Here is a 22,179-nt window from a genome sequence, read left to right on the forward strand (position 1 = left end):
TTAATTCTTACCCAATCGGTTTAATCGTGCTTCCAGCAATCTGATTTTACTGTTACGCAGTTCATTTTCCTGCTGTATCTCTGTCGTGTACATAAAATCAGCATTTAGTTTTTTAAATGACTTATCAAGCTTTTCATCCCGAAGCAATTTTAATTCAGCTTTCAGACGCCCCATACTGTTTCGATCGAAATCCGGATTGTTCAGTGCCATTTCTATGTCCATGTATCGCAGATAGCGTTGCCTGATCTGCGCCATCAGGATATAATGTGCAAATTCATTCTTGTTCTTTTTTGGCGAAAGCGATTGCAACTCTTGTAAAATCCAATCCGAACTGTCTTTCATTTGCGAGATCGAAACTGCCTGTGAACTGATAACGCCCTGATTTATTTCATAAGGATTTGCACGAAGCGCATTCCAGAATCTATCTGTTTCTTTCTCCCCGAATCCATAGTGATTTGTTGCGTATTGCTGTATAAAACCTTTGATATCGAGGGGTTGCTGTGTACGTAAAGCCGTGAAATAACCCTCAATCAGCATATTAAATCCGGATAAGGGATACACCCGGCGTATAGGATACAAGTCAACAAGATCTTTGGGACTCTCCCAAGTACTACCGTATAGCCCCGAGGTTGACCAGGAGGTCATGATCATACCTTTGTAGCCAAACTGTCTTGCCAACGGAATGAAATCGTGTATATTTTTAAAATGTTTTTCCCACTGTGTCAGAAAATAGTTGTCCGGATGGCTGCGCAATGAAGGTGCTCCCCAGATTTCATAACCTGAATGCAACAGGTTACTGTGCTTACCAAACATATCCACATCCCAGCCGTAGTTCCAATCTATGAAAACAGTTTCCTTAGGAATGCCTTGCAGTGCATCCGGATATTTCATGGCTATATCCGCCCATACTACAGGTTTCTTACCCAGGTCTACGACCAGCTGACAGAGCAGCTTAATATAATCGCCGTACAACCGTCCCTTTCCAACCGCAGCCACCTTAGCCTGTGATTCTTTAGAATGCCCCAGCAGATACGTTTCATCTCCTCCGATATGGATGTATTCTGATTTGTGTGTGCTGATCAGATCTTTGTACAGATCGGTAAAAAGTGCTTTTGCTTCCTTCTCTTTCAGCGGATTGATTTGCGAATAGTCTTTCTGATCTTCACGCAGATCTTTGTAGCGGTAATGACGAAGGATATACTCCACGTGTCCGAAACTTTGCTGTAAAGGGATTACATCAATTCCCATATTCTCGCAATAGTCTACAAATTCACGTACTTCTTCCCGTGTATAGGCAAACTGATTGGGAATCAACGGGTGATTCTCAAATGGATAGGTAGCTTCCCATTCCATGATCAGGGTATTGACACCTCCGTCGTGTAACTGTCTGGCAAATTTTTTCAGTGCCGGCATTTTCATAACCTGCACCCGCAGGTCAAGGTGAAAACCCCGAACGGTAAAATCCGGATCAATCTTATCTGCAAAAGAGAGCAGCTGACTTATGATTAAGAGGGTGAAAATTAATATGTACTTTTTCATAGTAATACGTTTATTCGTTTATAGCATTAGTGCTGGCTGATTTTAATTTTCGTAGTAGCGGTAATTTTCTTTACTGATGATATCAATAGGCATATAGTTTATTTTCTGCGGTTCCTGCTGGGCTTCCAGCAATTGAAACAGAGACATCACCGATTTATATCCCTGCGCTACAGGTTTGTGACACAGCAAAAAGTCTATAATACCTTTTTCCAGATAAGCGATATTGTCCGGCAGATAATCAAAGCCGATCAGACATATTCCTGCTACCTGCTGCTCTTCAATAAAACGGGCTACAGATGCAACTCTGGAGTTGGTCACAAAGAGCACCTGTATGGTCGTATTTTTTAATTGTTCTGCCAGCGCCTGTTCTATTGCGCTATAGGTAGTATCGCGGATAACCAGCTTATGTAATTTCTGCTTCATGCCGTTATCCTGCATATACTGCAACAGCCCCTCTTCCTTACGCAAAAGGTGATGCTGCATTTCCATTTCCCTGGAAATATGGACTAGCAGTATTTCATCCGCGGGATTGCTGATATAATTTATCAGCTGAGCAGACATACATCCACTCTGGAAAAGATCCGGACCAAAGTAAGCTGCACTATCCGAACCCGGAATATCGGAATTGATAAATACATACGGAATCTTGTTTTCGTCACAATGTTGCAACAGGGGTTGCGCTTCCTGATGAAACATAGGTGCCAACACCAGGGCATCAAAGTCTTCCTCCAACAACTGCATCGCCAACGGAATAAAACTGTGCCTGTCATTCTGATCAAACAACAACACATCGAGTGTAAAACTGTACCGCTGAATCTCGCTGCCAGCCGTGCGGACTCCCTCAAGCGGAGCTTTCCAATACGCTGATTCGGGAGATGCAGAGGGTATCAGTACAACGATGCGACGGGCTTTGCGACTCGCAAGGGCACGTGCGATCATATTGGGTTGATAGTCATGCTCCTGCAGAACTGCCAGCACCCGTTCTTTGGTTTTGGCTGCGACTCCCGGACGATCATGCAATACCCTGTCAATGGTACCGATAGAAACATTCGCCAGCTTCGCCAGTTCCTTAATACCTACCAGACTATTATCTTTTTTCATTTGTTTATAATTTGTTTTTATCAGCTGTCTCTCAGAGACAACTGACTATTCAACGGACGCAGACAGTTTGTGTATTTAGCAATCCACAAGTCTTTAGCCTCTCCTTTATGCCTGCAAAATCATGCTTTGGCTATTGATATCAATACTTTCTGAACTATGTGGTCGTCAGACGATCATATCTGATCTCCCCTTCCACTATCGTCATGTACACTTCTATATCCTGATCAAATACAACGAGATCAGCATCTTTACCTGTTTCCAAACTTCCCTTTCTATCCTGTACTCCCAGAATACGTGCAGGTACCCCTGTGAGCATAGAAACCACTTCCTGAAGCGGTATTCCGGCAAGGTCTCTGTAGTTTCTGACCAGTTGGTTACAGGTCGCCACACTTCCTGCAAATGCGGATCTGTCCGGCAACTTGGCTACGCCTCCTTCTACCAGCACGGGCAATCCGTCCTTCACACGTCCTAATACACTAGGTCCTTCGGGCATAGCTGCAGCACGCATCGCATCTGTTACCAATGCAATACGAGTGGGACCTTTGATCTTGTAAATTAATTTTAACAGCGGAGCAGGAACATGGATACCGTCTGCAATAATCTCTACGTCCATACCGTCTAAATAATATCCGGCTTCTATCACGCCTGCATAGCGTTTTGCATTTTTACGCACAATGGTAGACATGGCTGAATAAAAATGAGTCGCCAGGCGATAACCATGTTCATAGCCTACCACGACTTCCTCAAACAGTGCATCTGTGTGTGCCAGCGATGGAATAACACCTCTGGACTGCAGGTAATCTCCAAAAGCCAGTGCACCGGAAAGTTCAGGAGCAGCGCTCCAGCGTGTAATATGCGGACTGTAATCCAGTATAGAGCTGTATTCCTTTACATCCGGATTCCGGATATATTTGGGATCCTGTGCTCCCCGCTGATTCATGGCCAGGTAAGGACCTTCCAGATGTAAACCTAACCAGGCAGCACCTCTTTTATTCTGAGGAAGAGCTGCTGCATATGTATCTAACACCGCATATAGATTTTCACGGTCTGCTGTTAAAGTTGTCGGACACATGGCTGTGGTACCATAGCGGACATGCGTTTCGGAAACACCTAAAAATGCCTCTATTGTTGCATCCATAAAATCGTATCCGCCACCACCGTGAACATGCATATCGATAAAACCCGGTGCGACATAGCGCCCTTTCAGATCGATGGTTTTTACCGTATCATCCTGCATTTCGGGCGTGCCCTGACCAATACCTGCAATGCGATTATCTTCCACATACACATATCCGTTTTCAAGGAGTGAAGCAGGTAAAACAAGAATACAATTATGTAAAAGTAGTTTGGTCATGGTCGCTATAATTTAGCTTTATTGCAATTGTTAACGTACACAATAATAACAAAAATGTTTTTATGAACAAATTTTTAACGCTTATTTTTTATTTACCACACCTCTGGAAAATAGTAACAGACCTGTATCCGAAAACTGATTTTTCTTTGATAAGCAACCTGTACAGGCACTTTTTTGCGATTGAAAATCAATCCCGATTTACTTCCGCATAAGCACAAAAAAAAGCACAGTAAAAGATGATCTTTTACTGTGCTTCTGTTATTTTCAAGTCCCTTCCTGAAAAGCTTGTGAACTTATTTTTTAATTTTCAGTTCTTTGCCGGCTATATCTTCCCATCTGTAAAAATGAAATGTCTTGTCATCACTCATCGCTACAAACAATCCGTTTTTGAACGTATCATTCAGCGGTACATTCACCACATCAGAACCATCACTCTGACGTGCCGCTACTGGTACTGTTTTGAGTAACTGATGGGCATATGGATTTCCTTTTGTTCCTTCACGGCTAAAGATCTGAAAACGATTTGCTCCCTGGTCAGATACCAGAATATAGCCGGTACTGTCTGTCAGTTTATAAATCGATATCCCTTCATGATCCTCAGCAAATCCACTTGTTGCAAATAGAGCAAGCTGCTTGTTTCCTTTTTCCGGATCAGCGTAATACTGACGCACCCCTGTCTGCTCATCCGAGTAGTAGACGTAGCCCAGTTCATTATCTACAGCTATCGCTTCGATTTCTTTTTTACCCGAATATTCGCCAAACTTACGTACCAGCGTTGCTTTCACCTGTCCCTGACCATTGTCTTCCAGCAGGTATTGCCACAGATATCCATCCTTAGGACCGTTTTTACGACCTACGATCGCATACATTTTACCTGTCGGTGCGGTATAAATAGCGATTCCCATCAGGTCTCGGTAATCCGTCCCTGTCTCTCCTTCGAATACCGGAATACCGCCGTTGTCCACTGCTTTCATATCCGGCAGTGAGAAGATTCGCAGCTTGTGCGTAAAACGTTCGGTCGTGATTGCAATATCCGTTGGTTTACCATTCAGCATCAATCCATAGGCCAGGTCTACATTGTTAGGACGCTTTAAGTTGCGAACCACCTTATCTTTCACAATCTTTCCCTGCAGGTCGAATACATAGAGCGCACCGTTTTCATCCTTATCTGTACCCAGTACCAGGCTTTTTGAAGGATCTTCTTTATTGATCCAGATGGCAGGATCATCCGAATCAAATTGTACAGCTTCGGAGATCACGGCAGGTTGTACTTCTGAACTATCTGTGCTGCCTGTACGCTGTTTCCCGGGTTGCTGACAGGCATACTGACTCATAAGTGCCAGTGCCAGTACAGCCAAATTTATCTTTTGTAGTTTGTTCATGATGTTGTTTATATCTCTGTTATAATTTTACGCCGTATGCACCTACATATAATGCAGGTTCCGGAGAACTGTACCGGGTTCCGTTTTCGAGAACTATTCCGTCTTTGTAGTGACGTTTAAAGGCGGTCGTTCCCTTTGTCAATGCAGGTGAATTGCCCTGCAGATGAAAGTCCCATGCTTTGTTGTAATCCGGCAGTGTCATTGCTGTATTCATCGGATAATTGACAAATTTGGGATCATTCTCCCCTGCCTTCGTTCCTTTCACATCGTTCACTCCGCCGATAACATCATTCTTACCGGGTTGAAACTGATCTACTGTTGTCTGATCAAATCCATAATACCAGTTGTTGCTGTACACCGAGCGGCTATCCTCCGGTTTCTTCGGATCCCGTTTGATACCAAAACGGGTATTTGCGAACAGGTTGTTGTACAGATCGGCACGCACTGTCGCTTCTACCCATACGGATCCGCCTTTGGCTGTCGGACGTCTCCAGCCGGTATTGACCATTGTATTGTTGTACGCAATGATGTAAGCCTGTGGTGTACGGTCGCCTGTATTGGACAACTTCAGCGCATTGGAATTCATGCTGTATACGATATTGTAAGCGACATCCGCCAATGATCCTGACTTAAAGTTCATTGCATCACCTCCTGTTATTCCGTTGGTATAGAATTCATTGTTAGAAAAGATAATTTTACCGCCATCGATATACGTACAGTCTTCCTGAAAATGACGGATAATACTGTGCTGCACAATCAGTTTGCCATTTACATTAGAAAACCAGATAGCCGGCAGATTTTCTCCGGGCTTGTTTTTATACAATCCCATTTTTACAGAAGTGGATGCATCCGAAGTGGTGCTGCCTCCATATTCCAGAATGGTATAATCCAGTACCAGTTCCTTACAGGTTGGTGCAGCCAGAATTCCGCCCCATAGTTTTCCGAATTTATTCGCTTCGGTTCTGTAAGGCTCCGAGATGGTAAACTTTACCGGATTCTCGGCTGTACCCAGGGAATACAGATTGCCTTTGACAATAATTTCAGGTTTGGCTATCGTATCCATTACAATAGTGACTCCCTCTTCTATAGTCAGGGATTGTCCTTCCGGAATGACAATATCGCCTTTGATCACCTGTGTGCTTCCTTTGGCCCACACACCCGATACTTCCCCTGTAGCTGATCCGTCTACCGGACGTGTATCGACATCAATATTTGCTTTCTCACAGCTAATGAACCCTGTCATAACCAGAAAAAGAGCTGTTAGTTTGATATACTTTTTCATATGTATATATTGTGTTTATAAGGATTAGTTTAATTTATAACGAACACCAACCAGGTAACTCTGACCGTAATAGTCACTGCGGATTAAGGTCTGCCCGCCGGACACCAGGTTTTCAGCAATTTTATCGTTCTCCGGATTCGTACCTTTAATAAATAATTTCATCGGTGTATCTAATATATTATTGGCTTTTGCAAAGACCGTTAAACCGTGTTTAAATCTTTTCTCTGCTGAAAAATCCATCTGAATAAATCCTTTTTGCCACAGATCATTATTCAGAAACTGAGATACGGTATTGATACGCGGACCTGTGTAAGCAGCAGCGACCTGTGCGTCCCATCCTGTTTTGGTATCCTTAAACAATAACGCCAGATTGGCAATATGTTCAGACTGTCCGTACAGAGGTCTTGTCTGTTCTACTGAGATCGCTTCGATATCACCTGATGTCGGATTGATACGTCGCTGTGTTTTGGGTGTCGTGATACGCGAATGTGTGTAGGTATAGTTTGCTTTCACACCAAACTTATTGACATATTTGATATAGTCGACTTCTGCACCATAATTATTGGCATTCCCAAAATTCCCCGGACTGTAGTAAATATCCTGTCCCCGTGTGGCATCTGCCTGGAAAGTATACTCAATCGGGTTTTTGATTTTCTTATAAAAAACTCCCGCTAAAAGCTGTTCCGAAGCCCCCGGAAATAATTCATAACGTAAATCAAAGTTATCAGCTAAGGCACGCATCAGATTAGGATTTCCGCGTTCCTGATATTCTTCATTTACCACTTTACTCGGTACCAGCTCATAGAAACCCGGTCTGTTGAGAGACTTGGCGTAAGAAGCATGCAATTGGGATTTACTGTCAAAAAGATATTTTACGGTCAGGCTCGGCAGGATATCCGTATACACCTGACGACCTGCAGGTGAGTTTTCACCGGCTGGAAACAACAGGTTATAACCCTGATTATTATGTTCCATACGTGCCCCACCAATGGCCTGAAGGCGTTCGGCCTGATAATTAAACATGGCATAGACAGCTGTTGTCTTTTCCGTAGCATCGTAGGTCAGCGGGTTACTTACCGCTCCTGTAGGATTGGTGACCCGAAGATTTAATTCGGTATAATTCTGATAATCCACGCCGTACTGTTTACCGATATCGGATTCAGAAGGTGCCAGGGTGTAGTTATTGTAGAAACTGCTTCTCTGCTTGTCACGGTAAAGTCCACCGGTGGATAGTTCCAGTTTGGCATCTTTCATTTCCAGCTTATATTTCAGATCCCAGTAAGCCGCCATATCATCGTCGGTATTGCGTTCCCAGCGATAATTTACCGGAGCGGTATTGACTAAAGTTGTTCTGCGACGTTCGAAATTCTGTTCCAGACCATTAAGGGTGATTTGTGTATTTTGCGGAACATCATTTAAAGCTGATGAATATACTGCTGCCCAACGAATACTGAATTTATCATCCAGCAGATTGTGCGTCCCCTGCAATGTTCCGTTGTATATCTTCTGATTTGTCTTACGGCTACGGGTCTGATAGACTAGTTCCGCATTACCCAGATCGGGTTTATATTCTCCGTTATAGTTCGTCGTTACTGCCTCCCTCACCTGCTCATTCAGCAAGTTGACATACATATTGTAGAAGCTGAACTTATTGTTCTGATCCAGTACATAGTCTACTTTAGAGTGAAGTCCCAAACGCTTTTGCTGTTCGGAATACTGACGTTCTACTTTATTGGTGATAACGGCATACGCGTCTGTACCTGTCACCGCATTATTGTAAAGGGTACTGGTACTTCCGCGATAGGTATTCTGGTAACTTCCGGCTACAATAACCCCCAGTTTGTTATTAAAGAAACGTTGTCCAACGGACAGACTGCTCAGGATATTTGGTGCCGGTTGTTTGCTGCTGTAGTCCAGTGTGCCTTTACTGAAATCTGTCTGTGAGGCTTTATAATCCCGGCCATTCAGTTCATAAGGCGATTTTGACTGTATACTGCTGCTGTTGTAGGAAGTAAATTTATTATCAAAAAACAGCTGGCTGTAGCCTGTAGATACATTGGCATTGATCTGTAATCTTTCCGGCGCATTTTTCATAATCATGTTCACCGCACCTCCTATCGCATCGGCCTCCATATTTGGCGTCAGACTTTTATAGACTTCCAGTCTTTCCAACAGATCGGAAGGAAAGATATCCAGCGGAATATAGCGGTACTTATTGTCCGGAGAAGGTAATTTGACGCCATTCACTAAGGTATAATTATAGCGCTTGTCCATACCTCTGAGGATCGCATACTGACCATCCCCGTTGCTGTTGCGCTCCAGCGACACTCCGGAGACACGCTGCATTACATTCGCGACTGTCAGATCCGGAGAAAGCTCAATAGCTTTGCCGGAGATAATATTCATGACCTGCGATGCATTCTGCTCTATACGACGAGCTTCTCCATCCCCTGAACCCGGACCTTTGCTTTTGATGGATACTTCCATCAATTGGGTGGATTTGGATAGCAGGTAGAATGCAAATGGCGGCGTATCTTCTTTCAAAACCGTAATCTCCTCCACTACGCTTTCATAATTAAGATAGGAAATCTGTATGTTTTCCTTTCCGGCAGACAGCCCTTTGATCTCAAACGATCCGTCAAGTCCTGTACTCGCGGATTTACCGCTTTTTTCTAAAACTACTGTAGCGCCTACAAGGGCTTCACCACTGAGTTTATCGAAAACTTTACCTTTTATTTTTGTAGCATGCACCAGGCCTGCACAAAATAATAATGGAATCAAAATTGCAAATAATTTCTTCATTGCTTTTCAAATAATAGTCTGATTAAACGACAGGACAAAAGTGAAAAAACATTTGAAACAGCAAGAATTCTGAGCGTTACAAGAAGGCAACAGCGTTACAAACAGCGTAAACAAAACAACAACACAATTGGATAAATAATTGAAAATAAACAACTTAAAACAAAGTCAATTCTCCATTATCGTTACATCATCATTACATTAAGAAATTATTAAGCAGTATAAATCGGGAATACAGAAAAATCTTTAGGATATAAAAATGACCTAAAGGGACTGGATAAAAAAACTTAGATTATCGCCCTGTGCTATATGGAGTTTTTTCCTTAACCGGTACCTGGCCACACGCAGACTATCGGTAGATATCCCCAACATCACGGCTATCTCGGGTGAACTGAGATTCATTTTCATCAGTGCGATGAGGCGAAGATCTGAAGCCGTCAGTTCTGTGCTGTAATTTTTCAGCTTTTCAAAAAACTGCTGATGAACCTGTTCAAAAGCCTGAGCAAATTCTTTCCAGTATTGTTCTTCACTTAAGGAATTATCGATCTCCTGTATAAGCTGCTGAAGCTGTCTTTTCTGATCACGACGTTCATCTTTTACCATGGCAGACAAGTCTGCCCGCAATTGTTCCAGAAACTGTTTGTTCTTGATCAGATTTAAGGTATGTATGGAAAGCTCTTTTCCTTTGAGTACAAGTTGTTCGCGCAGTAAATCTTCTTCCAGCACTTTGTTTTCCAGTTGCAACTGCACAAAAGCATGTTCTGCCTCCCGCTTTTCGACCGTATTTTTCTGATCCCTGTTTTTCAGACGCTGCCGGCTGATGATCACTAATATCAAAACAACAGACAGTAAGGCACCAATAGAAAACGCAATCACCATAATACGGTTTACCTTACGGATACCGTTCAGCCGGGCAATCTCATCCGCCTGTTTATTCATATCATAGAGTACCTGTAAAAAAGAGGTTTGTTTGAGTACCTCTTCCGAATAGACTTCCAGGCTATAGGTACGGCTGAGTTCGGCATAGTGATAAGCACTGTCCATCTGCCCCATTAGGCCGTAGGTTTTTCCGAGATCTTTGGTTGCTGATGCCTTTTGATAAGTGTTTTTTGTTTTTTCGGACAGACGCAGGGCTTCTTTGGTTTTAGCGATACTTGCAGCATACTTTCCGGTTTTGCGTAGGATATCCCCCACATTATTGATGACTTCTATTGTGCCGGTCTCATTGTTTTGCGCTCTGTAAAGCAACAGGGACTGGTTAAAATGTTCTAAGGCTTCATCATACCGCTCCAGATCTTCATAGATGCTGCCCAGATTTTCATATATTTTGGCTGCTCCTCCGGGATTATTACTCTGCTGAAACTTTTCTAGAGCCATTTTTTGGTAATAAAAGGCGCTGTCATAGAGCTGTCTCTTTTCATACACCTGCCCCATACTTCCCAGAATATTGGCCTCACCCTCCTGATTTTTGGTCTTTTGATATAAGGTCAACGCTTTCTTAAACAGATGCTGTGCCTTATCGTGCTGCTTATTGTAGAAATAGAGCATTCCGGTCTTCCCGAAATTCTGCGCCAGCAGATCGGAATTACCAACCTTTTCAAATGCGCGCTCGGCATCAATGTAAAATTCAAGTGCCTGCTGATAATGTCCCTGATGGAAGCAGATCTCTCCCATTGCCTGCAGATATTCCCCTTCCAACCGCGGATTGTCCTCCTGTCTGGATTTCGCATAAAGTTCCTGCAAGGATCGTAAAGCGGTATCGGGGTGTTGTGTAGCCACAGCCTGTACCTTCCGTGGTACCTCCGACTGGCTATACAGCAGATTTCCAATGGACAACAAATAACAGAAACAGAAGAAGCGCAGCATAAGGTTGTTTGTCTTAATTGCCACAAAGTAACTGATACAGTATTAAGTTAATGTTAATTTAACAAGAGGGACCGGGGATTGGGGGATATACGGATCGAAACTACAGGAGATTGTAAGTAGTAAAATCGTTAAATTATGCAGATTCTTTACGCCTCATTGCTTACTGCACAATTTTTCATTTCAATGCTAAACTCCAGATCTGGCATCTGGTTGAGAAAATCGATATTCTTTTTATCCATAAGTTTACCGCTGCTTTCAATGTTGAGCTCCTGTAAATGGGTTAAATTTTTTAAAGGCAATAAGGTCTTAAAATCGCTTGTATTCGCCAAAAAAATCGTCTTTAAGGATTTTACCTGAGAAAGAGTTTCGATTACATTTTCCATGTTTTTGCAGGAAGTGAAATCTATATCTTCAAGCTGTGAAATTCCGGTAATCCATGTGATATCCACAATGGAAGGAATACTAACCAGATACAAAGCTTTTAAATTTTTGAAATTGGGTAAGGAATCCCAGTTACAATCCTTACTTTTCTCAATAGAAAGTGTTTCCAGCTGATAATTAACCGGGAATTCAAATCCTTCTTCCTCAAATTTTTCGATATAAAGTGTTTTGAGCGCCGGATGAGTAAACAGGTTTTGAAAACGTTTGGAATAGCTTGTAAACAGTTCTTCCAGATGTATCAACTGCGACCAGTCCAGACTTTCGTTTCCTTTGAACTTACAGTTTTTAATTTCTAACCGTTTTACGTTTTTAAATTGAAACAACTCTTCACTCTTATCGAGCCCTATATCGCTCAGATGGACTATTTTCATCTCACTAAAGACTCCAGAAAATGCAGTATTACTTAGCACATCAGCATCCACTTCTTTTCCTGAGATAATGATATTGTTAATATTTTCTGCTTTCATCAAAGCAGAAATATCTGCTGCTGAATCTCCTTTTTCCAGTACAATAAACTGATCTGATCTGCCTTGTATGGTTGTTCCTAGGTACATTTGCGATGATTTTTTTAGTTTTTAAAAATTCAATATGGGTTATTTTATTACTCTTATTTGTTACTTACCGATAAAACAACCATTAATCAATTTTGTAACAATTTATTATCTGAGAAGTCGTCCTTTGAAATAATTAAACATCATTTCTAAATGCAGACTTCATTAACTCTTGTTCTGCTCTAGAAATACCTATTTCTTTCGCAATGGATTCCCATCCTTTTACTGCGGTCAAAACTTCAGCTATAATATTCTTCATTTGACTATCATTCAACCTAAAATATTCACCAACACTATTTGCCAGATCAAAATCCAAAGCATTATTATGCATATCAATATTTAATGCTAAGCCATCTTTGTCAATTGAAGGATTAAGATCATAAGCTGGTGACAACTTCCAGCCTTCAGAACTCAAGATAAATCCATGATTACGAAGATGGTCATCTGTGTTAGAAACAGCAATATTAAATACGATTCTACGCCACAATTGAGCCAAGTTATCATCGACATGATAGCCATTGTCCTGAATAAATTCAACGATATCCAAATAACTTGCTGGATTATCTTTGATTGTATCTTCGTTATTTCCTGTCATGGTCATAGCCGATGAAAAATGAATTCGATCTGTTCCAACTCTATCAAACCGTTTTGTGAAAAAAGTATGATATTGACCATTAACTTTTTCCAATCGACATTCCGCCATTTCCACACCAGCGTTGAGTGCCAATCGATAGGTTAAAAATTCCCAAGCAGCTTTATCTATGGTATCATTTTTTGAAGGGAACTTCGCTATCCAAAGATCTTTGTTTTCATCTAAAATATTAGCTTTTGGTCTAGCACCTCCTAAAGATGAGCCTGGAGCAATGAGCAATTTTAACCACTTATTTATGGCTTCATTTTCTTCATCATTTTCATAATGAACAACGGCTTGTTGCAATTCACGAACCGTCGACCATGGCGGTGTTGATTTCTCCGTATCATTATCCAAAAAATCACCATCAGGATCAAGTTTGAAACGAAAAGCCCCCATTCTGGTTTCGTCATAAACACCTAAAAGAAAATGGATATCATATAAGGTTTTGGCTTTCGTTCCATTTGCTTTAGCAAGTTGAGCTTCTCTACGTTTCATCAATGTACGCCCCCATGTATCAGGCATACTATCCAGAAAAACACCGAAATTCTCTTTATTATTGGGGAATTGTTGCCCAGAGTAGAATTGAATATCAGGATCTATTAATCGCTGTGCATTGGTCTTTAACCATTGCTTATCATACTCAAAACTAAAGGCTTTACGTCCTTTTGCCTGATGAGCTGACAAAACCCCTACCAATGTCGGTTGCGACAAACCTACCCAATCCGCATAAACGTATATATCTGTTTTATTTACCGCCATCTTACAACAAATCTAAATCCTGAAGTTTACGTCCGAAAACATCGTCTGCTGCTAATTTTAAGAAATCATCTTGCAAGCCTAAGACACGCAATACATTAAAATATGCGCCCATAGCAACACTAGAATCACCTTTTTCAATAAGGTACAAGGTCGATCGTGCAATACCTGCTCGCTCTGCTACCTGTACAGCAGTCAACTTACGGCGTTTCCGAGCAAGTTTGATATTCTCGCCCATCTGTTCCAATATAGCTTGAAACTTCGGTAATACAGGTTGTCTTTTCATTTAAGCGTTCGTTATTTCAAACAAAAATAATCATTATGTTTGAAATAACGAACAATTAATATTGACTCCTCAAAATTTGTATATATTAGTATTATTCTTTAGTTACTTTAAATAATCCTAACTTTATATGAGTTTAAAAAGATAATATCAAACACAAAATTAAATGGATAAAAGTTCAGACATATTAATTAATGAAATTCAACATCTACTAAAAAAAAATAAGATTAATGCTGCTATAGAAGCTTTGGACAAAGAATTAGATCTCAATCCAGATAACTGGAAGGCTTTTAACTATAGGGGCTTTTGCTTCTTAAAAAATAAAAATTATCCTGAAGCATTTCTAAATTTTGAAGCAGCAATAAATATTGACAATAATCAATCAGAAAGCTGGGGTTTTTTAGGAACATACTACTTAATTTTAAAAAATAAACAACTAGCAGAAGAATGTTTTAAGAAAGTGGAACAGCTAGAATTAACTGAAATTAGCAATTCACAGCTAGCATATTATTATTACTCAATTAACGATTATAATACATCCCAACTTTACGTTGATAAAACTTTAAGTATTAACAGCAAAAATGAAAGTGCTTTAAATACGCAAGGTCTTTTATTTATTGAAAAAAATGAATACAAAAACGCAATAAAAATTTTCAAAGAACTTATATCTTTAAATAAAGATATCAGCATATACTACAACAACTTAGGTCATGCTTTCCAATTAGACAAAAAATTATACTCTGCGCAAAAGAATTTAGAAAAAGCTTTAAAACTAGATAATACAAATGCTTACGCGTATAATAACTTAGCAGTTTTACATAATGAAAAATTAGAAATTAAAGAAGCATGGGAATATATATGTAAAGCAACCGAATTAGATCAAGACAACCCTAAGTTCTGGGTAAATAAAGGAGAATTATTATTTTCTTTGATTAAATCCGGACAAGAAACTGAAGAGAAATTAGAAGATGTAGGGTACTATTTCTATCGAGGAAGTATATCAACAGTGGACGCAATATCAGCATTAAAGGATAGTGTTCAGTCTATTTCAGAAGAAGACATTGATCAGATAATAAATGGTATGCTAAATATGGATATATATTTTTCAGCAACAACCAATAACTGTAATGTAGATAAAAATTTCTATCATTATGTCTATAAAATTTCACTCGAGATAATTGCACTTCTAAATGCTTCTGAAGTTGAAGAATTTTATTTTTCACATTATACAACAGAAGAAACATCTAACACATTAATTTTTAATAATTCTCCTTTTAGACTAAACTCAGTTACTACTGCTAACGACCCTAGGGAAGGATATCCATTATTAAATTTTTTAGGATTTACTGGGCCTTATTCACCTAACATATATCAAGCGTTTGTGGGGAGTTTTACTTTTAATTCTGATAGTCTAAATCAATTTAGACTTTATGGAAAAAGAGAAAACGTTGAAGGTAGTGGGATAGGTTTGGAATTATCCTTTAATTATTTTGCTAAAAATATTGAAATCAATAATTCTTTAATTTCACCCAAAAAAGAGATAAACAATAATGTAAAACAATCGATTTTTAGATGTATTTACTTAGACCCCATTTCACGACGAGTAATTTCTGTAGGTTATAAGGAGCCTTGTGTATTTTATAGAGAAAATAATGAAGACAAAAATATAGTCGATGATAAGGTAAAAAAATACTTAAGTAAAATAGAAAATATTAAAAATAAAGTAGAAATTTTACTGGAAAAACTTAGCGGTACAATCCATAAATATTACAATAATGAGAAAGATTCAGATAAAAAACATGAAATTATCCGAATTGTTCCCTCACTATTAATTCACTTAAGATATTTAGTAAAACACTATGACTTTAAAGAAGAACAAGAATGCCGAATTATCCAAGTCGAACCATTAATTGATAATCCAAAAATAAAAACAACACAAGATTTTAGTCGTATGTACTTGGAATATCTACCATTTAGAAAAGCTTCAGAATGTTTTTTGACAAATATTTATTTTGGACCAAAAACAACAAATTTTGAGCTCTTTAAAGATAGAATCACTCAATTAAATTCTAATATACTTTGTTTGAAAAATGATCATCCCTTTAATTAAAAGTAAAGGGATGCTGTATACCAAAAATCACCATTTGATTTGTTCATAATGCCAAATAGCACGAACCTCATGGTCATCAAAAAACGAATGAGAACTTTGGACATCATTGTTAGTTTTTATATATTTAATATCCCCAAGAATGTCTGCACTACTTTACAAACTCAAATCTCGCTAAGATAATTTCCGTTTTACCAATATGATACCGGCTTGGTGTATGAATATCTTTTTAAAAACTTTACAACATAAGATTTCAATCAGCATATCTAATTCAAGAAAAGGCAAAAAGAACTAAATAACTGGTTAACAAGCTAAGAAACACAAAGTAAAACAGCTTTACTTCCCGATACAAAACTTACTAAAGATATTATCCAGCAGGTCATCCGTAGATACACTGCCCGTAATTTCGCCCAGGTGATACAGCGCCTGGCGGATATCCATAGCCAGAAAGTCAGAAGTAACCGGATTATCAATACCAAACAGTACCCTGCTTAGCGAATCTTCCGTATGCTGCAGCGCTTCGACATGGCGAATATTAGTTACCATTACATCATCCGTATTCAGATTAGCCAGGTTCACCTGACGCAGCAGTTCATCCTTCAGTTCCTCGACGCCGATCTGCTCCTTGGCAGAAATAAATACCGGAGATAGCGTCCGATATTCAGCACGCTGTTCTTCCGTGAGCAGATCCGACTTATTGATAATCGTCACAAAAGGAATATTCAGGCTTCGCACCTCTTCCAGTTGCGTTTCCACATCCGCAATCGTATCCTGCACCGGATCAAAGAGATAGATAATCAGGCGAGCCTGCTTCATCTTTTCTCGGGTACGCTCCACGCCTTTTGCCTCAATCACATCTACCGTTTCGCGGATACCGGCCGTATCAATAAAACGGAACGTCACTCCATGAATATTAATCTCATCTTCGATCGTATCCCGTGTAGTACCGGCGATATCCGATACAATCGCACGCTCCTCATTCAGCAAAGCATTCAGGAGAGTAGATTTCCCAACATTCGGTTTACCGGCAATAACCACCGGAACGCCATTTTTGAGCACATTCCCCTGTTCAAAAGACTGAATAAGTTTGCGTACTACCGAATTGATCTGTAAAATCAGCTGTTTCAGCTGATCACGGTTTGCAAACTCCACGTCCTCCTCTGAAAAGTCAAGTTCAAGTTCGATAAGCGAAGCAAAATGAATCAGATCATCCCGCAGCCTCCGCAGCTGATTGGAAAACCCACCCCGCATCTGCTGCATAGCGATCTGATGGGATGCCGCCGAATTAGACGCTATCAGATCCGCCACCGCCTCTGCCTGGGAAAGATCCATACCACCGTTCAGGAAAGCACGCAGTGTAAATTCTCCCGGTTTGGCAGCCCGTGCCCCCTTGCGGATCAGTAAGCTGATAATACGTTCGATAATATATTTAGAGTTGTGCGTAGATATTTCCACCACATGCTCTTTTGTGTAAGAATTAGGGCCTACAAATAAGGTGACCAGCACCTCATCCAGAATTTCCTCTCCATCCCGGATGGTTCCGAAATGAACCGTATGAGAAGGCTGTGCAGAAAGATCCTTACCACGAAAAACCTGATTGGCAATTTCAATAGCATCCTTGCCCGAAAGACGGATCACAGCGATAGCACCATTACCATTGGCCGTAGCCAATGCAACTATAGTCTCTTGTTGTTGAATAGAAGATGTAGACATGCTGCAAAGATACATATTTCAACAGCAAAGAACAGGCGCAGAAAGTCACAATCTTGCACGTTTTAAATTACGGTTTTCCCTCTGCTCTAAGACCGTTGGTAACAGGAAGATGACAGCCGTATCTGAAACAAAACCGTCCTGAGCGAAAATTTCATTTTTTTGACAACGATTTCAAAAATCACTTGTTAATACTATACAAGAGAGATAATTTATGGACACATCTAAAGCAAAATCACTTCAGAAACTCGATGTAAATGGCACTACCTATCATTACAGTTCGCTGAAAAACCTTCCCGGAGGATCGGTAGATCATCTTCCGTTCAGTATCCGGATTTTATTGGAAAATGTACTCCGCAATTTTGACGGGTTCAGCATTACCGATGAACATGTCAATACATTGCTTCACTGGTCACCGGCTCCGGTAGACAAAGATATACCCTTCAAACCGGCGCGTATCCTGATGCAGGATTTCACCGGCGTACCCGCTGTCGTGGATATGGCCTCCCTGAGGGCAGAATATGTACGCCACGGTAAAGACGGACAAAAGATAAATCCGGCTATCCCTGTGGATCTGGTCATAGACCATTCCGTACAGGTAGATTACTTCGGCACAGATTATTCCTATGATAAAAATGTACAACTCGAATACGACCGCAATACAGAACGCTATGAGCTCCTGAAATGGGCGCAAAAAGGACTCCGTAATTTTACAGTTGTCCCTCCCGGAATGGGAATCTGCCATCAGGTCAATCTGGAATATCTGGCCAAGGGAGTCATCAGCAGAGAAGGCTGGTTATTTCCGGATTCTTTAGTCGGTACCGATTCACATACCCCGATGGTAAATGGTATCGGTGTCATTGGCTGGGGTGTAGGTGGTATCGAAGCGGAAGCCGCAATGCTGGGCCAGCCGATCTTTTTCACCTGTCCGGAAGTCATCGGTCTGAAACTTACCGGAAACATCCCGGACACTTGCACAGCTACAGATATGGTGCTTTCCATTACCAAAATATTAAGAGATAAAGGCGTAGTAGGCAAATTTGTGGAAGTCTTCGGCGAAGGGCTGGACAACCTGACGGTGACGGATCGCGCAACAATCTCCAATATGTCGCCTGAATTTGGCTGTACTGTCACCTACTTCCCTATTGATAACCGCACACTGGAATACATGCATGCGACCAATCGTTCCAAAGAGCAGATAGAGATTGTAGAAACCTATTGTAAGGAAAATCTGTTATGGCGCACCGGCAATGAAAATATCCAATATTCGTCATTAGTCGAATTTGACCTGTCTACATTAGAACCAACCGTTTCAGGCCCCAAACGTCCGCAGGATAAGATCATCGTGAAAGAACTGGGGAGCAAATTTGCGACCTTGCTGGATAAAGAACACAACAGAGAATACCAGCCTTTTCAGGATCGCCGGGAAGCGGCCTGGCTGGCAGATGGCGGATCAGGAACTGAATTCACTTTCGGAAAAGTGCCGCTCACAGCACCTAATAATTTTCAGGTGGATAAAGAAGCCATACAGTCCGTCCGTATCAAGCATAAGAATAAAGAATTTATCCTGAGCGATGGCAGTATCGTCATTGCAGCTATTACCAGTTGTACCAATACCTCCAATCCTGCCGTCATGATCGGTGCGGGACTGCTGGCCCGCAATGCGGTAGAAAAAGGATTACGAACCAAATCCTGGGTCAAAACATCTCTGGCTCCGGGATCTAAAGTCGTCACTCAATATCTGGAACGGGCCGGACTGAATGTAGATCTGGATGCCTTACGCTTTCATACCGTGGGATACGGATGTACTTCCTGTATCGGCAACTCAGGCCCGCTTCCTCCGCATATTGCCGAAGCCGTAGATAAAGGCGAACTGGTAGTGGCATCGGTGCTCTCCGGCAATCGTAATTTCGAAGCACGTGTACATCCGCAGGTAAAGATGAACTTCCTGATGTCACCTATGCTCGTAGTTGCCTATGCACTGGTAGGCCGCGTAGATATCAACCTGCTGGAAGATCCGCTGGATTATGATCCGAATGGCAATCCGGTGTATCTGAAAGATATATGGCCGAGCCGGGAAGAGATTATCCGAACCATCAATGACTGTGTGAAACAGGAAGATTTTCAGGAAGTATATGATGTCATCTTTGACGGTTCTACAGACTGGCAGAATCTGCAGGTCAATCTGGAACAAAACTACGAATGGAAATCAGATTCTACCTATATCAAGGAATCACCATTCTTTGAGGGGCTGAAAGAGACCTTAAATCCTGTAACCGATATCAAAGACGCACGTGTGTTATTATATCTCGGAGATTCGGTCACGACAGATCACATCTCCCCTGCGGGTTCATTCAGAGATAACACTTCAGCAGGCCAGTACTTACTGGCACACGATGTTGCGCAGGCCGACTTCAACTCCTACGGATCACGAAGAGGGAATCACGAAGTCATGATGCGGGGTACTTTTGCCAATGTGCGTATCAAAAACAAGATCGTTGAAAAAGAAGGTGGATACAGCATCTATTTTCCAGATAACGAAGTGAATACCGTATATGAAACTGCTATGGCCTACCAGAAAGACCATACACCACTTATTGTATTGGCAGGTAAAGAATACGGATCAGGATCATCCAGAGACTGGGCAGCTAAAGGAACATTTCTGCTGGGCATAAAAGCAGTTATAGCCGAAAGTTTTGAACGTATACACCGCAGCAATCTGGTCGGTATGGGCGTAGCACCACTGGTATTTGTAGAAGGCCAGAATGCCGAATCTCTGGGACTGGACGGAACAGAAACATTTACCATCACGGGACTGGCTGAAAACCTGAGTCCGCACAAATTACTGGACGTAAAAGCTGTTCATCCATCCGGAAAAGTAACCGACTTCAAAGTTAAAGCCCGGTTAGATTCCGCTATAGAGATAGAATATTATAAGAATGACGGTATCCTGCAATATGTATTGAGAGAATACCTGAAGAATAATTAACAAGCTGACTGAATATAGCAGCATCTACCCCTGAACTTCTCAGGGGTATTTTTATTTCCTGTAGTCAGGAAAAAGTGAAATCCATTCTCTCTGAAATTTCTCCCCTTTCCTTCTTATTTTTTCCGGATTTATCTTTCTGGACGGAATAATTCAAGCGAGAATACCGCAAACCTTTCCTGTAATCTTCATAATTATTTAACACTAATAAAATACAGTATAAATAAACATTGTTTAGTATTACAAAACATTTTATATATTTATACTACCATTATGATAAAACAAGGCAATTTTCTGGTTTTTGAACAATCCAACGCGCCTCTGGCTTTGCACAGCCTGCCTGTCCGATCGCTCTCAAAAGGAGAAATATTAGTAAAGATCTGTTATACGACGCTTTGCGGAAGTGATCTTCACACCTATTGCGGTATGCGTCAGGAACCCTGTCCGACCATTTTGGGACACGAAATTGTAGGCGTAATTGAGGATATCGCTCCTGATTATAAAGCAGCTGATGCTATCGGCATCGCCTTGCAAAAAGGCGATCTGGTCACCTGGACTGTATTTGCCAGTGATCCGCAGACAAACAGCTACAATCCGGATATTCCACAGAAAAATATACCTCTCTATAAATACGGGCATCGTCAGCTTACAGAAGCAGACAGTTTCCATGGTGGGCTGGCTACGCATATTATCCTGCGTCCGCATACCTGCATCCGAAAATTATCAGCATCCTTACCGCTGCCTGTGGCTGCGACAATCAATTGTGCTGTGGCTACGGCTGCCGGAGCGATACGCCTCGCCGGATCTGTAAAAGGTAAGCGTATTCTGATCTCCGGAATGGGATTGCTGGGATTAGTTTGTGCAGCAATGTGCAAAGAAGCCGGAGCGGCCTGTATTATTGTTTCGGATATGGATCAAAACAGATTAGAACTTGCCCGTCAATTCGGTGCAGATCAGACATTTAGTCCGACAAATCAATCCGAAGAAATGACGAACTCTCTTCTGGTGGATTGCTTTTTTGATATGAGTGGTTCACCTGAGGCCATGGAATCTGGCATAGACCACTTGACTGTTGGCGGATATGCTGTACTGATCGGTGCTGTCTTTAAACAAAGGAAACTTCATATTGATGCCGAGCAAATCATAAGACGTATACTAACCATACGCGGACTGCACAATTACAATTATTCGGATTTCAATACTGCTGTTGACTTTATTACGGATAACCTGAACAAATATCCTTTTGCCAGACTGATCGAAAAAGAATTTTCGCTGGAAGAAGTCAACGAAGCATTTGCGTATGCGATAGATAAAAAACCGGTCCGTGTCGGCATCCTTATCCATCAAAACTAATACAGGATGGATATTCAAAAAAATTCAGAAAAGAA

Annotated in this window: 14 protein-coding genes; 3 read left to right on the forward strand and 11 right to left on the reverse strand. The window is 41.1% G+C overall.

From position 1 onward, the window contains the following. The 10 genes from HMPREF0766_RS09615 to HMPREF0766_RS09660 form a co-directional block, all read right to left on the reverse strand. Complete coding sequence (locus tag HMPREF0766_RS09615) at positions 1-1,539, reverse strand: beta-N-acetylhexosaminidase (RefSeq protein ID WP_002996163.1); 1,539 nt, start codon at positions 1,537-1,539, stop codon at positions 1-3. Positions 1,540-1,581: 42 nt separating this feature from the next. Then, complete coding sequence (locus tag HMPREF0766_RS09620; RefSeq protein WP_002996168.1) at positions 1,582-2,640, reverse strand: substrate-binding domain-containing protein; 1,059 nt, start codon at positions 2,638-2,640, stop codon at positions 1,582-1,584. 154 nt (positions 2,641-2,794) lie between these two features. Then, the gene (nagA, locus tag HMPREF0766_RS09625; protein WP_002996171.1) at positions 2,795-3,994 is read right to left on the reverse strand and encodes an N-acetylglucosamine-6-phosphate deacetylase; all 1,200 of its coding nucleotides are present in this window, start codon (positions 3,992-3,994) and stop codon (positions 2,795-2,797) included. Positions 3,995-4,287: 293 nt separating this feature from the next. Further along, positions 4,288-5,376 carry a phytase gene (locus HMPREF0766_RS09630; RefSeq protein WP_002996176.1) on the reverse strand — a complete coding sequence of 363 codons (1,089 nt, stop codon included), beginning with the start codon at positions 5,374-5,376 and terminating at the stop codon, positions 4,288-4,290. Positions 5,377-5,395: 19 nt separating this feature from the next. Next, positions 5,396-6,658: a hypothetical protein gene (locus tag HMPREF0766_RS09635; RefSeq protein WP_002996178.1), complete on the reverse strand. Its 1,263-nt coding sequence runs from the start codon at positions 6,656-6,658 to the stop codon at positions 5,396-5,398. A 24-nt stretch (positions 6,659-6,682) separates the two neighbouring features. Further along, positions 6,683-9,460: a TonB-dependent receptor gene (locus HMPREF0766_RS09640; RefSeq protein ID WP_002996181.1), complete on the reverse strand. Its 2,778-nt coding sequence runs from the start codon at positions 9,458-9,460 to the stop codon at positions 6,683-6,685. A 261-nt stretch (positions 9,461-9,721) separates the two neighbouring features. After that, on the reverse strand, positions 9,722-11,347 hold the full coding sequence (locus tag HMPREF0766_RS09645; RefSeq protein WP_138944203.1) for a tetratricopeptide repeat protein: 1,626 nt from the start codon (positions 11,345-11,347) through the stop codon (positions 9,722-9,724). Between the two features lie 122 nt (positions 11,348-11,469). After that, entirely contained in the window at positions 11,470-12,318 is an 849-nt protein-coding gene (locus HMPREF0766_RS09650; RefSeq protein ID WP_002996187.1) for a hypothetical protein, read from the reverse strand. Positions 12,319-12,451: 133 nt separating this feature from the next. Beyond that, positions 12,452-13,708 (reverse strand): type II toxin-antitoxin system HipA family toxin, encoded by a 1,257-nt coding sequence (locus tag HMPREF0766_RS09655; protein WP_002996190.1) that lies wholly within the window; start codon positions 13,706-13,708, stop codon positions 12,452-12,454. Position 13,709: 1 nt separating this feature from the next. Beyond that, positions 13,710-13,991 (reverse strand): helix-turn-helix domain-containing protein, encoded by a 282-nt coding sequence (locus HMPREF0766_RS09660; RefSeq protein WP_002996192.1) that lies wholly within the window; start codon positions 13,989-13,991, stop codon positions 13,710-13,712. A 163-nt stretch (positions 13,992-14,154) separates the two neighbouring features. Between HMPREF0766_RS09660 and HMPREF0766_RS09665 the strand changes: the two genes are divergently transcribed. After that, the gene (locus HMPREF0766_RS09665) at positions 14,155-16,098 is read left to right on the forward strand and encodes a tetratricopeptide repeat protein (protein ID WP_002996196.1); all 1,944 of its coding nucleotides are present in this window, start codon (positions 14,155-14,157) and stop codon (positions 16,096-16,098) included. 333 nt (positions 16,099-16,431) lie between these two features. Here HMPREF0766_RS09665 and mnmE read toward each other — a convergent pair whose 3' ends face one another. Continuing rightward, entirely contained in the window at positions 16,432-17,808 is a 1,377-nt protein-coding gene (gene mnmE / locus HMPREF0766_RS09670; RefSeq protein WP_002996199.1) for a tRNA uridine-5-carboxymethylaminomethyl(34) synthesis GTPase MnmE, read from the reverse strand. 211 nt (positions 17,809-18,019) lie between these two features. Between mnmE and acnA the strand changes: the two genes are divergently transcribed. Both acnA and HMPREF0766_RS09680 read left to right on the forward strand, forming a co-directional pair. Beyond that, positions 18,020-20,794 carry an aconitate hydratase AcnA gene (gene acnA / locus HMPREF0766_RS09675; protein WP_002996202.1) on the forward strand — a complete coding sequence of 925 codons (2,775 nt, stop codon included), beginning with the start codon at positions 18,020-18,022 and terminating at the stop codon, positions 20,792-20,794. Between the two features lie 270 nt (positions 20,795-21,064). Next, positions 21,065-22,144 (forward strand): zinc-binding dehydrogenase, encoded by a 1,080-nt coding sequence (locus HMPREF0766_RS09680; RefSeq protein ID WP_002996205.1) that lies wholly within the window; start codon positions 21,065-21,067, stop codon positions 22,142-22,144. Positions 22,145-22,179: the final 35 nt, after the last annotated feature.

It is taken from the genome of Sphingobacterium spiritivorum ATCC 33861, from assembly GCF_000143765.1.
GTDB lineage: Bacteria > Bacteroidota > Bacteroidia > Sphingobacteriales > Sphingobacteriaceae > Sphingobacterium > Sphingobacterium spiritivorum.

Excerpts from the sequence above, each read along its gene's own strand:
- HMPREF0766_RS09640 (WP_002996181.1), bottom strand. The coding sequence starts at position 9,460 with ATGAAGAAATTATTTGCAATTTTGATTCCATTATTATTTTGTGCAGGC.
- HMPREF0766_RS09615 (WP_002996163.1), bottom strand. The coding sequence starts at position 1,539 with ATGAAAAAGTACATATTAATTTTCACCCTCTTAATCATAAGTCAGCTG.
- HMPREF0766_RS09650 (WP_002996187.1), bottom strand. The coding sequence starts at position 12,318 with ATGTACCTAGGAACAACCATACAAGGCAGATCAGATCAGTTTATTGTA.
- HMPREF0766_RS09620 (WP_002996168.1), bottom strand. The coding sequence starts at position 2,640 with ATGAAAAAAGATAATAGTCTGGTAGGTATTAAGGAACTGGCGAAGCTG.
- mnmE (WP_002996199.1), bottom strand. The coding sequence starts at position 17,808 with ATGTCTACATCTTCTATTCAACAACAAGAGACTATAGTTGCATTGGCT.
- HMPREF0766_RS09665 (WP_002996196.1), top strand. The coding sequence starts at position 14,155 with ATGGATAAAAGTTCAGACATATTAATTAATGAAATTCAACATCTACTA.
- HMPREF0766_RS09635 (WP_002996178.1), bottom strand. The coding sequence starts at position 6,658 with ATGAAAAAGTATATCAAACTAACAGCTCTTTTTCTGGTTATGACAGGG.
- HMPREF0766_RS09660 (WP_002996192.1), bottom strand. The coding sequence starts at position 13,991 with ATGAAAAGACAACCTGTATTACCGAAGTTTCAAGCTATATTGGAACAG.
- HMPREF0766_RS09630 (WP_002996176.1), bottom strand. The coding sequence starts at position 5,376 with ATGAACAAACTACAAAAGATAAATTTGGCTGTACTGGCACTGGCACTT.
- acnA (WP_002996202.1), top strand. The coding sequence starts at position 18,020 with ATGGACACATCTAAAGCAAAATCACTTCAGAAACTCGATGTAAATGGC.
- nagA (WP_002996171.1), bottom strand. The coding sequence starts at position 3,994 with ATGACCAAACTACTTTTACATAATTGTATTCTTGTTTTACCTGCTTCA.
- HMPREF0766_RS09655 (WP_002996190.1), bottom strand. The coding sequence starts at position 13,708 with ATGGCGGTAAATAAAACAGATATATACGTTTATGCGGATTGGGTAGGT.
- HMPREF0766_RS09680 (WP_002996205.1), top strand. The coding sequence starts at position 21,065 with ATGATAAAACAAGGCAATTTTCTGGTTTTTGAACAATCCAACGCGCCT.